The organism is Paenibacillus radicibacter, assembly GCF_024721995.1.
Classification (GTDB): domain Bacteria; phylum Bacillota; class Bacilli; order Paenibacillales; family NBRC-103111; genus Paenibacillus_AM; species Paenibacillus_AM radicibacter.
Genome location: NZ_JANQBC010000004.1, coordinates 235,543 through 251,012, shown reverse-complemented (window position 1 = coordinate 251,012; position 15,470 = coordinate 235,543). Strand labels below are relative to the sequence as shown.

Annotated in this window: 16 protein-coding genes; 6 read left to right on the top strand and 10 right to left on the bottom strand. The window is 44.4% G+C overall.

Annotated features, from left to right (window positions below; genetic code table 11):
- Positions 1–167 precede the first annotated feature (167 nt).
- Complete coding sequence (locus tag NV379_RS11280) at positions 168–1,388, bottom strand: Bcr/CflA family multidrug efflux MFS transporter (protein WP_258207412.1); 1,221 nt, start codon at positions 1,386–1,388, stop codon at positions 168–170.
- A 118-nt stretch (positions 1,389–1,506) separates the two neighbouring features.
- Between NV379_RS11280 and NV379_RS11275 the strand changes: the two genes are divergently transcribed.
- The 3 genes from NV379_RS11275 (at position 1,507) to NV379_RS11265 (ending at position 3,710) form a co-directional block, all read left to right on the top strand.
- Positions 1,507–2,355, top strand: coding sequence for a MerR family transcriptional regulator (locus tag NV379_RS11275; protein WP_258207411.1), 849 nt, complete (start codon positions 1,507–1,509; stop codon positions 2,353–2,355).
- Positions 2,356–2,556: 201 nt separating this feature from the next.
- On the top strand, positions 2,557–2,997 hold the full coding sequence (locus tag NV379_RS11270; protein ID WP_258207410.1) for a flavodoxin: 441 nt from the start codon (positions 2,557–2,559) through the stop codon (positions 2,995–2,997).
- A gap of 11 nt (positions 2,998–3,008) precedes the next feature.
- On the top strand, positions 3,009–3,710 hold the full coding sequence (locus NV379_RS11265; RefSeq protein WP_258207409.1) for a hypothetical protein: 702 nt from the start codon (positions 3,009–3,011) through the stop codon (positions 3,708–3,710).
- Positions 3,711–3,807: 97 nt separating this feature from the next.
- On the opposite strand, the gene NV379_RS11260 is transcribed toward NV379_RS11265, so the two are convergent.
- The 3 genes from NV379_RS11260 to pepT form a co-directional block, all read right to left on the bottom strand.
- Entirely contained in the window at positions 3,808–3,936 is a 129-nt protein-coding gene (locus tag NV379_RS11260; RefSeq protein WP_258207408.1) for a DUF4023 family protein, read from the bottom strand.
- A 71-nt stretch (positions 3,937–4,007) separates the two neighbouring features.
- Positions 4,008–5,201, bottom strand: a complete 1,194-nt coding sequence (locus NV379_RS11255) for an MFS transporter (protein WP_258207407.1) — start codon at positions 5,199–5,201, stop codon at positions 4,008–4,010.
- A gap of 50 nt (positions 5,202–5,251) precedes the next feature.
- Positions 5,252–6,505: a peptidase T gene (gene pepT / locus NV379_RS11250; protein ID WP_373426105.1), complete on the bottom strand. Its 1,254-nt coding sequence runs from the start codon at positions 6,503–6,505 to the stop codon at positions 5,252–5,254.
- 204 nt (positions 6,506–6,709) lie between these two features.
- Between pepT and queF the strand changes: the two genes are divergently transcribed.
- Positions 6,710–7,207, top strand: a complete 498-nt coding sequence (gene queF / locus NV379_RS11245; RefSeq protein WP_258207406.1) for a preQ(1) synthase — start codon at positions 6,710–6,712, stop codon at positions 7,205–7,207.
- A 38-nt stretch (positions 7,208–7,245) separates the two neighbouring features.
- Here queF and NV379_RS11240 read toward each other — a convergent pair whose 3' ends face one another.
- Both NV379_RS11240 and NV379_RS11235 read right to left on the bottom strand, forming a co-directional pair.
- Complete coding sequence (locus tag NV379_RS11240) at positions 7,246–8,067, bottom strand: SPL family radical SAM protein (protein ID WP_258207405.1); 822 nt, start codon at positions 8,065–8,067, stop codon at positions 7,246–7,248.
- A 27-nt stretch (positions 8,068–8,094) separates the two neighbouring features.
- Positions 8,095–8,541 (bottom strand): hypothetical protein, encoded by a 447-nt coding sequence (locus NV379_RS11235; RefSeq protein ID WP_258207404.1) that lies wholly within the window; start codon positions 8,539–8,541, stop codon positions 8,095–8,097.
- A gap of 187 nt (positions 8,542–8,728) precedes the next feature.
- Between NV379_RS11235 and NV379_RS11230 the strand changes: the two genes are divergently transcribed.
- Positions 8,729–9,631, top strand: a complete 903-nt coding sequence (locus NV379_RS11230; protein WP_258207493.1) for a DNA-3-methyladenine glycosylase family protein — start codon at positions 8,729–8,731, stop codon at positions 9,629–9,631.
- An 11-nt stretch (positions 9,632–9,642) separates the two neighbouring features.
- On the opposite strand, the gene NV379_RS11225 is transcribed toward NV379_RS11230, so the two are convergent.
- From NV379_RS11225 to NV379_RS11210, 4 genes are all read right to left on the bottom strand, one after another.
- Positions 9,643–10,779, bottom strand: a complete 1,137-nt coding sequence (locus NV379_RS11225) for a glycosyltransferase family 2 protein (protein WP_258207403.1) — start codon at positions 10,777–10,779, stop codon at positions 9,643–9,645.
- A 106-nt stretch (positions 10,780–10,885) separates the two neighbouring features.
- Positions 10,886–11,482, bottom strand: coding sequence for a TetR/AcrR family transcriptional regulator (locus NV379_RS11220; protein ID WP_258207402.1), 597 nt, complete (start codon positions 11,480–11,482; stop codon positions 10,886–10,888).
- Positions 11,483–11,684: 202 nt separating this feature from the next.
- On the bottom strand, positions 11,685–12,704 hold the full coding sequence (locus NV379_RS11215) for an AI-2E family transporter (RefSeq protein WP_258207401.1): 1,020 nt from the start codon (positions 12,702–12,704) through the stop codon (positions 11,685–11,687).
- Positions 12,705–12,851: 147 nt separating this feature from the next.
- Entirely contained in the window at positions 12,852–14,165 is a 1,314-nt protein-coding gene (locus tag NV379_RS11210) for a sigma 54-interacting transcriptional regulator (RefSeq protein WP_258207400.1), read from the bottom strand.
- Positions 14,166–14,408: 243 nt separating this feature from the next.
- Here NV379_RS11210 and NV379_RS11205 point away from each other — a divergent pair, with 243 nt between their 5' ends.
- Positions 14,409–15,329 carry a proline dehydrogenase family protein gene (locus NV379_RS11205; protein WP_258207399.1) on the top strand — a complete coding sequence of 307 codons (921 nt, stop codon included), beginning with the start codon at positions 14,409–14,411 and terminating at the stop codon, positions 15,327–15,329.
- Positions 15,330–15,470 lie beyond the last annotated feature (141 nt).

The following is a 15,470-nucleotide window of genomic DNA, read 5'->3' as shown; positions in this document are numbered from 1 at the left end:
TAGAATATCAGTGTGAATCTGATACGCTCTATCCTTTTTATTTGGGCTTATCCACAGTTATCCACAGAGTTATACACATCATCAACAGATAATTATCCCCAATAAATCCTATAATCCAATTCATTACTCACATATCCACAGAAATAATTATCCACAATATATTAAGGTTATTTTCGGCGGACCATGAAGAAGTAGATGAGCAGTGCTCCGACTTCACAAGCTGCAATAACAATGCCCATTGGCATGGAAGCCATATTGCCGCCAAGACCGACAAGCGGGGCTGCTATCGCGCCGAAGACATAAGGGAATAGCCCAAGCAAGGCAGAGGCACTGCCTGCTGAATGGCCTTGATTTTGCATAGCGAGTGCGAAGCTTGCTGTTCCGACAATCCCGACGCTGGCTACGATTAAGAATAGGGGAATGAGTACGGCGATAATGCCCGCATCTAGCAGCAAGGTGAAGAATAGGGATATACCACCTGTCGCCGCGATAAGTAGTCCTGACACAAGTAACTTCGTTTCACTAACTTTACCCGCAAGTCGACCTGCCACTTGGCTTGCAATAATGATCCCGATTCCATTGATTGCGAAGATGACACTGAACATTTGTGGTGAGACACCGAATATATCTTGCAGTACGAACGGAGAACCGGAGATATATCCGAACATCGCAGCCGTGATGAACCCCTGTGTTAAGGCATACCCGATAAAGCTGCGATCCTTCAGCAATCGACCGAACGTACGAAGTGTACCCGTCAATCCGCCACTTGATCGTTTGTTTGTTGGCAATGATTCGGGTAGACCGAATAGAACGGCTAGGAACATCACGACCCCAATCAATGCAAGAACGACGAACACACCATGCCAAGACACATATTTCAGCAGCATTCCGCCGACAATCGGCGCAAGAATAGGCGCGAGTCCGTTTACGAGCATTAAGAGCGAGAAGAACTTCGTCATCTCGGAACCTTCATACATGTCACGCACCATCGCTCGTGAAATGACGATACCCGCAGCACCAGTTGCCCCTTCAATAAATCGGAGCCCAATCAATAGATAGATCGATGAGCCGAATGCACACAGTAGCGATGCAACCGCGTAGATCACAAGTGAGATGAGTAGCGGTTTACGGCGTCCAAATTTATCACTAAGGGGTCCGACGATGAGCTGACCTAGAGCCAGCCCGAGCAAACATGCCGTTAAGCTGAGCTGCGCTAGAGAAGTTGTCGTGCCCAGGTCTGACGATAGCGTCGGTAAAGATGGTAAGTACATATCGATCGATAGTGGGGCGAACGCAGATAGTGCCCCAAGTATCAAGGCGAACCATAGACGCTTGGATCGCGGCAGTGGTGCGGATCGAATGACCGTTTCTTTTGTAGCAGTATTCATGAATCGAACTCTCCTTTATATCGCTTTGAGAATGTATACTAAACCCTCCTGTAACTGGAATGTCAAGTGCGATATACTAATTGAATAGTAAGCTTGTCCGAATAGGAGTACACCGATTATGAAGAATAAGTTTCTCATTGGCGAAATGTCCAAATTACATAATACACCTGTCAAAACGCTTCGCTATTACGATGAGATCGGGCTATTTAAGCCCATCGAAATTGATGAGAGCAATGGCTATCGTTATTATTCAACCGATCAATTCGAGCAATTGAACACGATTAATTACTTGAAAGCGCTTGGCGTCTCGCTTAAAGAAATTAAGGAACAGCTAGAGAAGCGGGATATGGATTCGTTCATCCAGTTGCTAACCAAAGAGCGGGAAGCCGCAGATCGGCATATCAAGCGCTTGGAGCGGATTCGGGACACATTCGATAAGCGAATTACGGAGATCCAGCAGGCGCGCAATATTGGGGAGTCTCAGATCGACAGCGTACACTTCAAGCATATCGAGCGGCGTTGCATTTTGCGGTTACATAATCGTTTCGCGTCAGAGCCAGAATTAGAATTGAATCTACGTCAATTGGAAAATGGTTCGACGCGGGTATCAAGCATTTTTATTGGAGGAGTGGGACTTACAATCGCTCAAAGTGATTTGGTGAAGCATAAGTTCAATGAATACAATTCGATCTTTATTTTGCTAGAGCAGGAGATCGAGACGAGTGAGCTCTTGGATCATTTTCCGGGGGGAGAGTATGCATGTGTGTATTATCGGGGTACCCATCAAGATTCACCGAAGTATTATCGCATGCTGTTAACAGAGATTGAGAAGCAGGGCGCAGAGATCATCGGAGATGCAATCGAGCGAACGGTTATAGATGCGTATATCTCGAACAACAAGGAAGATCATTTGAATGAATTGCAGATTCCGATTCGATATGAACAATTTCGGGATATAACTACATAAGATCACTTATCCGTTATTAAGCGCACTCCAGGAGGCTAAGATTAGCCATGGGGTGCGTTTTACATTTTTTTCTACTACCTACTTGCTAACAAACGGAAGTCATTGTATAATTCAATTGCAAATGATAATCATTATCAATTAATGCGAGGGTAATTAATGAATGATTTTTAATAAATAGAACAATTATCGGAGGGAAGAAACATGGAGAATGTAGTTATGATCTTTGCAAGTTTGTCGGGGAATACGGAAGCCATGGCAGATGAAGTAGCGGCGGGTATTCGCGAGGCGGGTGCTGCGCTTACTGTTGGTGAAGCGTACACCGCGTCGGCAGGAGATTTAGTGAATTATGATGGGATTGTACTTGGTGCTTACACATGGGGAGACGGGGAACTACCCGATGATTTCCTAGATTTCTATGAAGACCTAGATGATGTGGACTTGACGGGTAAAAAGGCGGCTGTATTCGGTTCTGGCGATATGAGCTATGAAATTTACTGTGCAGCGGTCGATATTCTAATTGAGAAGCTGCGTGAGCGTGGTTGTGAGATCGTATTGGAAGGGCTGAAGGTGGAGAATGGCCCGACGACGGCTCAGAAAGAACAATGTAAACAATTCGGATCAAGATTTGTAACAAGTAACTAGGAGGAAGCGACATGGAAGTATCAGGGGCAGCAATCACAGTACCTACTAATTTCATTATGCATGATCATGATTTGGAGCAATTCGTGCGCTGTCCTTGTTGCTTTCATCGTAAGCAGTCACAAAGTCATGAACATCAGGGAAATTGGCAGCGGCAAGTTCAACAATCGATCGATTATGTGATTCAGGATTATTACAAGCTATCGCTTGAAGCAAGATCAGAAGAAGCAATTCGGAAGAGTTTGGATCGGAATTGGGTGGACATTGCGGATAGCATGGGCTCAGTGATGCAGGCTGCGGATGTGAAGCGTCAGATCGCAAGCTCTCTTAGTTCGTATCTATTAGAAGACGAGTCGGAGACGATTCCGATCATTCTGCTTGAGCAATTGTCGGTCGCAATTAACAAGATGAATATGAATCTATCCATGATGCTGCAAATTGCACAATGGACGGAGTCCTCTTATGTAATTAAGAAAATTTTCATTGAGGATGAGCCGAACGTCATTCGTGCTTATATGAATATGTGTCTTGTGTTCGCTTATCAAGCATTTGGCAAATTACCCGAGCGTATCGAAGTGTACTCGCTGCTAAGTGGAGCGGGGTATGGTCTTTTGCCAGATCAAGATGATGTTGAGAAAGCGCAGGATTTCTTGCGACTTGCTCACGGTATGATGACAGAAGAACCGAAGGATAAGCAAGCGAAGATTTACCATTAATGATCTTAGATTGAATTGAATCCTCATATGTAAAAAAGGCTCTATGCATAAGGTCATGTGACCGCAAGCATGGAGCCTTTTTCCGCAACCGAATCTGTTATTTGTTCGTGCTGTGCTTCTTGTTCTGTGTCTTGTTTGCTTGAGGATCCTTCGTGTGTTGACGATTCTTCTCGTCTTTGGCCTGTGTATCGTGCAATTTCTCTACAAAATCGTGCGTGTTGTCCATGATAACCCTCCTGGAAAAGTTCATTGTCCAAGTTAATATGTCCATTATAGGGATTGATTATGGGTGTAGAGTTATATTGCAGTTCCTCGAGACTGAGAAGTCCGTCGCTCGGTGTAGATGACTTTTGCCATTAAGATCAAGGATAAGAGAACAAGTCCTCCCGGTATGGCAAAAATAGTCGGTGTAATCCCATCGATGACGAGCGGCAGAAAGTAACCAATAAGCGATGCAGTTTGGGAAATCGCAACATACAGACTAGAGCCGAACCCCGTGCGATGGATGAACATTCGCTGCACATATCCCATCCCAACTCCATACAGGATCGAGACGAATAAGGAGTAGAGCGGTTGCATCATGAACACAACAGGAAGTGAAGGGCTGAGTGTATATGTGATATACGTGATCAGAGCAAAGCCTCCGCCAAGTAAGATAACAGGCTTACTTCCATACTTCGCTGCCCAATATCCAGCCATTGTCATGAACAACAGCTCGAACACGGCCTGCGTACTCCATACATACGACATGATCTTCGGATCACCGAATAATTCATGTACGACAAGCGGTAGGTACAATCCTCGAATCGCATCCGCACAAGAGAGTAGAAGCAGGGCGAGCAGCATGACGAGTGAGAAAGCTTCGCCATTTGCAGTAGCCGATTTGTGCTCCACACGGATCGTGATTTCTTTGTAGAAGAGTAACAAGATAAGTAGTGCCGCATAACCCGAAATATTACCCCATAACACCGCTTTAAAGCTTCCGATTAAGAACAGATTCGCACCGAGCAGAAGTCCCGTGAAGAATCCAACGCTGTACGTGGCACGCATCCAAATCTGAGCAATCTCCACCACTTGTGGGGCTAATCTTTGAAAATGATTCCGCGTTAGCGCAAATAGCTGACCGAAGATCATCCCCGAAGGAGAGGTAGCCAGCACCATCCCAATTAAAGCAGGTACAAAGCTCGTAGCCTGCATATACAGCCCAATCCCGATCATACATAGGATCGAAGCAACGATCGGAATGGGCTTCTTACTTGCAAATCTATCACTGATCAGTCCAACTGTAATCGTAAGAATCATGTTGAGTAGCAATGAGGTGGCGAATACCGTGACGATCTGTATCTTCGTGAGACCAATTGAATCCTGCATATAAATCGCGTTCATTGGGGCTAGGATACCCGTTCCAATACCATATAAGAACAAGGTGATCATCAGCAGCCAAGCTCCGCGAACGGTGATGAATGCATGGAAATCTTGTTTCAGACGCATGAGAATCTCCCTTCCTCATTGCTCAAGAACACTCGAATAGGATGCTTTCCTTATTTATCTGCCTGTTGCTCGAAGCGCTTGATCACTTCAACGATCACTTCTGTCGCTTTAATCATGTTGTTAACTGAAACATACTCGAATTTACCGTGGAAGTTCTCGCCGCCACCAAAGATATTCGGAGTTGGAAGCCCCATATAGGAAAGCTGCGAACCGTCTGTACCACCGCGAATTGGCTTTGTAATTGGTGTAATACCAAGTGATTCCATCGCTTGGTGGGCAATATCAACAATGAACTTTACAGGCTCGATCTTATTACGCATGTTGTAGTATTGATCGCGCATTTCTAGGATGATGTTGTCTTTGCCGTATTTTTCTTGCAGCTCACCAACAATACGTGTCAGGTTCGCTTTTCTCGCTTCGAATTTATCTGTATCGTGGTCACGAATAATATAAGACAGCTTCGTTGTTTCAACGGTTCCCGTGATCGAGATCAAGTGATAGAACCCTTCATAGCCTTCTGTATGCTCAGGTGCTTCTTCGACTGGAAGGAGGCTATTTAGTTCCATCGCAATTTTTGCGGAGTTCACCATTTTACCTTTTGCCGTACCTGGGTGAACATTCGACCCCTTGATCGTAATCTTCGCACCAGCTGCATTGAAGCTTTCATACTCCAATTCACCAAGTGGGCCGCCGTCCATCGTATAAGCATATGTCGCACCAAATGCGGCTACATCGAACTTGTGCGGTCCTCTGCCGATTTCCTCGTCTGGTGTGAAGGCAACGCGCACTTTACCATGCTTGATGTCAGGATTCTGGATTAAGTAAGCCATCGCTGTCACGATTTCTGCAAGGCCAGCTTTGTCGTCAGCACCAAGTAAGGTTGTACCGTCTGTTGTAATGAGTGTATGACCATGATAATTGCTTAGTTCTGGGAAGCTCTTCGGTGAAAGTACCACATTTAGCTCTTGATTAAGAACAATGTCGCCGCCTTCATAGCTCTCAATGACTTGCGGGTTTACGTTAGCCCCTGTGAAATCTGTAGCCGTATCTACGTGCGCGAGGAATCCAATCGTTGTAACATCGCGATCCGTATTGGAAAGTAGAGTAGCCATCACATAACCGTTCTCGTCGATCGTTACTTCTTCCATGCCAATTTGCTTCAGCTCTTCAACCAATTGATTGGCAAATGCAAGCTGACCAGGTGTGGATGGGCAAGTCTCGCTCTCATCACTTGATTGTGTATCGACTTTTGCATAGGAAATAAAACGTTCCATTAATTCCGCCTTCAAATGCTCTAAACTCATGGGTATATAATCCCCTTTCATCCTTCAAAATAAGTGTAACTTGTCTATTTATGATACCACTTGTTGGTAGGATTAACCTAGTAAGAATGAAAAGATTGATTAGGGGTGCTATAATGGGATAGCCGCTTAAATGCGGTGTTTCATAACCCAAACAGAGTTCGTAATCTCCTCCTCTGTAAAAACAAAACTAGGAGGGCAGCCTATATGCCTAATCATCATCAAGAACCCATCGCAGGTTTATCCTTGCTGGGTAACCAGAACACGCAGTACACGTACGAATACGATCCGAATATCTTAGAGACTTTCGTGAATAAGAAGCAGGATCGCGATTATTTTGTTAAGTTTAATTGCCCTGAGTTCACAAGCTTGTGTCCGATGACAGGACAACCCGATTTTGCAACGATATATATTAGCTATGTACCGGATGTGAATATGGTTGAGAGCAAGTCGCTGAAGCTATATCTGTTCTCGTATCGCAATCATGGTGATTTCCATGAGACTTGCGTCAATACGATTATGGATGATTTGATCGCAGCGATGGAGCCGAAGTATATTGAAGTGTGGGGCAAGTTTACACCGCGAGGTGGGATCAGTATTGACCCGTACTGCAACTATGGCAAGCCAGGAACAGCGTGGGAAGATGTGGCGCGTCAGCGTCTGTTTAATCACGATATGTACCCCGAGACTATTGATAACCGTTAAATAAATGAGAGAAACCCGCCTTGTGGAGATGGCGGGTTTTATTGTGGTTTGAAACCATCTTGGCTAATGCCGATCTGATCCTCTGTAAAATACATCTGTAGTTGCTCTAGCACTTTCTTATACGCATCGCGGTTGTACCACTCATCTAACCCCATTTGTTCATAAATGGCGCGTACACCAATCCGCTCTGTTCGTTTCCCTTTCATTCCATCACCCATGAAGTAATCGTCTAAGCAGACCTTATCCACAATCTCACTTAATTTCTGTGCAAAATGTTCCGTACACGGCAGCGCCGGTGCAATTGTCGCCTGCGCTGGAATGTTTGCTTGCACGATCTGCTGGAGCGCTTTGAACCGTGCTGCCAGTGGGGGAGCGGAAGGAGTGAACGACTGACGAACATCTTCGCGATCCGTCTCTATCGTCATGCTGACGCGTACACGGTCACCAAGAGCTTGCAATAGATCGATATCTCTCGTAACAAGCGGGCTGCGCGTCTGGACAAACAGGAAGTCAGGCGGGGATTCAATCATTACTTCGAGTAGGGAGCGTGTCACTTGCTGCTCATATTCAGCAGGTTGATACGGATCGGTACTGGAAGACATGAAGATCGTCACTTCACCTTTGCGACGGGCCTTAGCCAAATCTTTGCGCAGCACTTCGGCGGCTCCTTCTTTTACCGTAACCCAATTGCCCCAATCTCCTTCGTGAAACAGTGCAATTGGCATCTGCCGCACATAACAATACGAACACGCGAACGAGCATCCCGAATATGGATTAAGCGTGTGTGTATATCCATCTAAGTAACCACTTGCAGGGTTGAGGATTGTTTTTGGTTTGGAAAAGGTTATAGTTGTGCTCATGTGGAGGTCTCCTGTTTGGGTACCAATTTATTGAGAATGCGAAGTTTGCATTGCTTTCAGTGTAAAATTGGCTGATTTTCCTTGGTACTTAATTTCAAGCTTGAAGTTGCTATCTTTGGTAGGTTTATGCGGTAGGATGTCTGCGTTAATTTCCGATGAAGTGTGAAAGCTCCTCACGCCTTGTAGATCTTGTGGATATTGACTTGCCCATTCCATCCCTTCACCGACTAGTTTGTACTCGATTGGACCAATTTTCGCGCCACGATCTTCCCCGATGTATTGTAAATAGAGTGATTCAAAGTAAGAGGTTTTCACTTTAAAGACAGAGTAGGTAGCCAGCCATTCCCCTTGTTGATCCATATAAACAAAGGAAGTTGAATCTTGTTTAGGTGGAGCATCGGTTGGTTTACTCGTACAGCTTGTAAGCAGGATAAATGCGGTAATCATGATGCCAACGAAAAGTCGCCATTTCATCGTATGTATATACCTCCTATTTTCCGGATATATAATTACAAATTATACCACGATCTATTGCACTCCGATTATAACCGCAAGATTTGAAATGTGATTTCTTGCTATTCCGAGATACACTATAAAGATAAAGATGAATGGGGAGGCGAGGATAATGAAAGATTCACGGCCTGTAATAGATAAGGGCGAGATGCCACACGAGCATCATTTAACAATCAAACCTCAAGAACCGTTCAACTACACGATCAACCTCGGGTATTTAGCGCGTTCGTCGAATGAATGTATGTATGTGATTGATGACAAACGGTTAATTAGAATGATCCCAGTAGGGGATACCTACGTCATTGCTGAAGTAAATAGTCCGGACGATCATGTGTTGCATATCAAACTTCGTAGTAGACATCCATTATCACCCAAACAACTAAACACCGTGAAACAATACGTTACCGATTGGTTCGATCTTGATACAGACCTGGACAACTTCTATGAGCAGGCGAGAGGGGACGATCTTCTACGTAACGTCGTTACTGATTTCCATGGGTTGCGTATCCTTGGCATCTCAGATTTATTCGAAGCGTTGTGCTGGGGCATTCTCGGGCAGCAGATTAATCTAGCATTTGCCTATACGCTAAAAAGAAGACTCGTCGAGCAGTTCGGTACGAGCTGCCAGTGGGAGGGACATACCCTGTGGGCGTTCCCAACGCCTGAAACGCTCGCACAATTGGAAGTGAACGATCTTACACCCTTGCAACTAACAACTCGCAAAGCGGAGTATATCATCGGAGTAGCGAAGCTCATGAGTGAGGGGAGTCTCTCTAAAGATCAATTGCTTCAGCATACGGATCTTAAATCTGCGGAGAAGGAACTCGTGAAAATTCGGGGTATCGGACCTTGGACAGCCAATTACGTGTGTATGCGTTGTTTGCGGTTCCTGAACTCTTTTCCAATTGAAGATGTCGGTCTACATAACGCGATCAAGCAACTCTTAAACCTCGAAAAAAAGCCCTCGATCGCAGAGATTCGAGGACTTTCAACAGGTTGGGCGGGCTGGGAAGCCTATGCTACCTTTTATTTATGGCGAACGATTTATTGAGGTAGTTGTTGTTAAGACTTCAAGTTCTTCGTATCGTAAGTTGTGCCGCGCCAAGTCATTCCCCCACGCATAGAAGTCAAGATTGCCCCGCGTAAGGCACCAATAATAAGCAGGCATGCAATTAGTGGATGGGCGATGCCGTACCACATGCCGCTTTTCGCATAACGAGCATATACCGCGTACATCGTGATGATCGAGAAGACGGCGATGCCGCATAAGATTCTAGACAGGGAAGTCCCAACGAATAATCCAACATACGGAAAGATCATCAGCAGTATGCAAGAGATCGTCGCGGCGATTGCATTTCCGAAGCGAAACACCGATTTCTCAACACTACGGATCAGTTGACTAGTGGACTCATACCAATTCCATACGGATACTAGATCACGACCATAGATTGCGTCTTGGCGGAAATTAGCTTGCTTAATCAGCTGCCCGAGTCTAGCATCATCGGTTGTTGTCATGGCAATAGCTGCATGTGTACCAACCTCATCATAGACAGAGCGCTTAAGCAAATTAAATGCACCTACACCAAGTGTTTGCTTCGTTCCCGATTCTTTTACTTTCCACAACATACCGAAGGAAGAAGCACTCAAGAAGATGAATGAGGCGTAGAGCTTAGACATCAGATGTGTCCCGCTGAACTCTGGTATTAGAGTAAGGTGATCCAATTGGTTATGTATGGAGTAGGCAAGTGCTTTCTCCAAACAGGTTGGGGTGAACAGGATATCAGCATCGGTATACAGCAACCATTCGCCATTCGTACGGAGCGTCCCTTGATACAGGGCATTATTTTTCCCGAGCCAGTCTGGAGGTAGTTCATCAATGGTGATGACTTGAAGTAAGGGGTATTTCGTCTGCATGTGTGTAAGGATTGTTCCTGTTGCATCTGTGGAGCGATCATTGACGACGATGATCTCGAGGTTGCGGTAAGTCTGGTCCATTAGAGATTCAATACAACGTTCAATCGCTTTCTGTTCATTGCGTCCAGCGATCACAACCGAGACAAGTGGGGGAGCCGGGTCATCAATCTGATAAGAGGTACGATTCAGAACGCCAATGCGATGAACGTTTAGAATGAACATAAGACCGATACTTCCCCAGATCAAGGCACCAATTCCCCCAGCAATGGCAAGCAATATGGACATAAGATCTCCTCACTTTTTCAAAAGAATTGAACAATCGTTCTAATTTATGCGCGGTGAGCGGAGTAACCGCTCTAAATCAGCATGTATCCATCTGGTATGCATCTAGCTAAGTATGCTGCATGGCGATTCTAGCTAGCATAGTATGCATTGCCTCTTCAAACATGCCCTCCAGCTTATCCATCTCGATACTGCCGATATAGTGACACAACCCACCGAGCCAAGCACTGAGTAGCAGGGTGTATTCCTCGATATTGATGGGCTTGAACTCTTGCTTTGCCACCCCTTCAATCAGGATCTCGCTGTAAGCTTTCATCGGTGTGACTGCAAGTCCATACAATTGCTGCACGGTCTCGGGTTTGGTTTTCGGATCAGCAGCTAGTTCCTGTCCAGCACGTAATAGTGGAGTTTTGTAGTGGTGTAGTACATAGTGTGCCATCGCGTATAGTTTAACTGTTGCTGTTGTGTGCTTGGATGACGTTAGTTCCCACTTTTCTCCCCATTCCTGCATAGTGGCGAGTGCTAATTGAACGAACAGAGCCTCTTTATTTTTGTAAAAATAATAAATATGACCCTTGCTGTATCCTGCAGCTTTAGAGATATCGTCAATGGATGTGGCAGCATAGCCTTTGTGTGAAAAAAGAATCTTAGCATGTTCGGCGATGTCTTTCTGAGCCTGATCCCCGTCATAGCGTCGTTTCACCATATTAGGAAGTCCCTTCTTGCAATGGCCACACATTTGAACGATTGTTCTAAAGTTAACGATACACGCAAATGTGAGCCTTGACAATGGATTTTGAAAGAATACACAAATTATACAATTCTCATGAAAAATGAAAAAATCGAGTAACGAACGCCTGAATCTGCGCTGTTACTCGATTATAGCATCAATCTTAGCTTTAAGTTTATTAATGTCCACCGATATCTTTGTTCTCAACTTCAAGTACATCGAGTAAGAACATGAAGATCGGAATACCGATGATCAGACCCCAGATGCCCATGAAATGCTCGGAGAAGATCAGCACGATGAAGGTGTAGAAAATCGGTAAGTTCGTCTTTGCAGACATGAGCTTCGGATTTAATACATAGCTCTCAAGTGCGTGAATGATAGCGATAAATATCAGGATGTAGATCACGTGCATGAATCCGCCGATGCTGTAAGCAATCGTACAGAGCGGGAACAAGGAGATTACAACACCTGCAACCGGAATGAGACCGAGTAAGAAGATCATGATTCCTAGTCCTAGTAGCTGTGGGAAGCCCATAAACCATAGTGCAATAACTGATAGAATGCAGTTCACTACAGCAATTACGAATTGAGCTTCTATAACTTTGCCAAAGGAATTAACGAATTTGCGACCGAAGTAAGCAAGTTCTTCATAGATCGCGGATGCTTTACTATCTTGGAATTGAGATGTGAAGCGGATAATGCGTTCTTTTTCTAAAAGAATAAACAAGCTTAGAATAAGCGCAATAAACACTTGAATGCCGACTTTACCGATGTTGGTAGCATACTGAACAACAATGCCAACACCTTGATCGAGGTACTTCGTAATGTCCATGTCTTTCGTCATGGTAATGATGTAATTGACGATTTCATTGTCTTGCGGTTGTGCATAGAACAGCTTCACTTGCGCAATTAATTGGTTAACCTGTTCAATAATGACCGGTAGATACTTAATAATGACAAGTACGAAGCAGGTGACGAATGCAATATACAGTATGGCAACGATGATCCTCGGATTAATTTTGACGATTTTGTCTAGTCTCTTAGTGATGAACTTCTGCAGTTGATTCATGAGAAACGTGAAGATGAACATAATGAGTACGAGATTGAGCATATCACGTATCGCATACAGCATGGCGGCAATCACGATTAGGATGATCAGCCGTTTGAACTCTTTACTTTGAAAAAAGTTAGTAACCATAAACGCTCCTATCCGAGATTGTATTTTTGAACCCATTATACCGTTTAGAGAACCCGTTATCAAATGACAAGGTTGTAACTTTAGCCTTGTTAAATGAAAGCCACTTTTCCTTAATGGTCGATTCCATTATGTGAAAAGTGGCTTTATTTATTCTAAATTATGCTGCTTCATCTTGTAGTATAACGCCCCTCTAGAAATCGCAAGTAAACGCGCTGTCTTGGACTTATTACCTTTTGTAACCGTTAGAGCTTCCTTAATTCGGGCGCGTTCGATCTGATCGGCTTGCACGTTCAGTGGCATAGACTGCTCCGTGAGGTTCGTGAGCGTTGTTACCTTAATAGTAGGAGGTAGATCTTGCATCGTGACAACTCCGTTTTGCGAAGCGATCAAGATATGCTCCATCGCATGTTTGAACTGTGGCATATTGCCCGGCCAGTCGAATGAAGTGAGTGTTGTGACGATTTCTGCAGTTAGGATCGGAACTGGCTTGCCAATGCGCCTTGCAGCATCCTGTAAGAACATTCGACTGAGTTCAGGAATGTCATGCTTGCGCTGTGCGAGTGAAGGCACATGTTTAATTTGGAACGCATAGAATAATTCCTTGAGTAGATCTCCGCATTCAACTAATTGCTCGTAATCACTCGGCACGGATGCGAATATACGGCAACTCATCGTAACCGGAGTGGAGCCACCAACGCGAGTAAATTCTCCTGTACTGATCGCGTGTGCTAATTTTTCCTGGGTACTTGGAGGCAGCGCGTGTAGATCCTTCAGGAATACAGAGCCACTAGCCGCATCTTCTAGCTTACCAGTACGGGTTGTTGCATTATCGTTCAATACACCACCTTCTAGACCGAACAATTCAGACTCCATTAATCCACCCGGAACAGAACTGCAGCTAATCGAAACGAAGTTACTGCTTTTACCACTACTACGAGATAGCCACTGGGCAAGGGCCCGTTTACCGACACCTGAATCACCTGTTAATAGTAGAGGGAAGTTGAGGCGACCAAGGTCGGACACTGCATCGATCTCTTCTTTTTTAAAAGGAAACCCAGAACTGCTAAGCTGTTCACTGTTTGTCTTATCATAAAGCTCACCATTGAGCTGCACATATTGCGAAATGTTCTGTTCAATTGAAATTGCCCCAAGCAAGCTGCCATCGTCATCAAAGACCGGAAGTGCATTAATCATCACATGCATATCGGGTCTTGGTTCGTGATACACCTGATGAACGGGACTTCTACTTTCCATGACTTGATAGAGCATAACGGATTCTTTTTGAAAAAAATGACCGACATGCTGTCCCACAATTTCTTGAGTTGTGATTCCATATGTACGTTCAGCAGCATCGTTCCAATATAAAACCACTCCTTCCGTATCGACGACGGTAACCGCATCGTTTACGCCAGCGAGAATAGCGGACATAAATGACTTCATTTTGGACATTGTGTCGAACATTACGTCACCACCCTATCATTTGTGAGATTAAATCTTCTAAATTATCCGTATAAATAGTGATTCTAGTATATATAACGCCGTATAAAAGTTCAATTCCCAACATGACCTAAATGTTTTCAGAATATTTTTATGATTTTGAATGTAAGTGTTTACAGTTATCATAATTATGATTATAATTTAATCAAAACATTCATAATTGTTTAAAAACTGACACTTTCTGAATGAGGGAGGCAAAATTAATACATGGAAGCGTTACTGCAAAATACGTTTCTCTTCTTATCCAAAAACAAATTAGCAAATCGCGCAGCGAAGAAGTATGGTTTGCGTTTTGGAGCGAGTCGCTTCGTAGCTGGAGAGCAAATTGCTGAGGCAATCGATGCGGTAAGAGAACTCAATAAGCTCGGTATTGTTGCAACACTGGATCACCTCGGTGAATTCGTGTCAACGAAGGAAGAGACGCTTCACGGGACGGACTGTTGTATTCGCACCTTAGATGCCATTCATGAAGCGAAAGTAAAGTCGAACTTATCCTTGAAAATGACTTCCCTTGGTTTAGACATCTCTAGAGAGCTGTGCATGGACAACATGCGTCAAATTTTGGATCGTGCGAAGCAGTATGGAAATTTTGTACGGATAGATATGGAAGACCATGCGCGTAACGAAGCTTCACTAGATATTTTCTACGAACTTCGCGAGACGTATGGCGAGACAATCGGTATTGTGATTCAAGCTTACCTATATAAGAGTGAGGCGGATATCGAAGCATTGAACCGAGTGAAGCCGAACCTGCGCCTTGTAAAGGGAGCGTACAAAGAACCTGCTGAAGTGGCATTCCCACGCAAAGCTGATGTGGATGCGAACTATAATAAAATCATCGAGCAGCATCTTATGAATGGCAACTATGCGGCTATCGCAACACATGACGAGAATGTGATTAATCATGTGAAGCAGTTCGTGAAGAAGCATAACATCCCGAACTCTCAGTTTGAGTTCCAGATGCTTTATGGCATTAAAGTTGGGCAACAGAAGTCACTTGCAAACGATGGTTATACGATGCGTGTGTATGTACCTTACGGCAATGATTGGTACGGCTACTTCATGCGTCGCTTGGCTGAGCGTCCTGCTAACGTATGGTTCGTTCTTAAATCCATGTTCAAAAGATAATTTTAGGTCATGTAGTTGTTCAAAAAGTTACATCACTGCGGAAAAAGATACACTTCCAGGCTCCAGTGAAATCGCGAAATTTGAATTGATTTTAAGGAGTTTTCGCTCTTTCAATTCGCCTTCCAGTGCATCTTTTTCCTC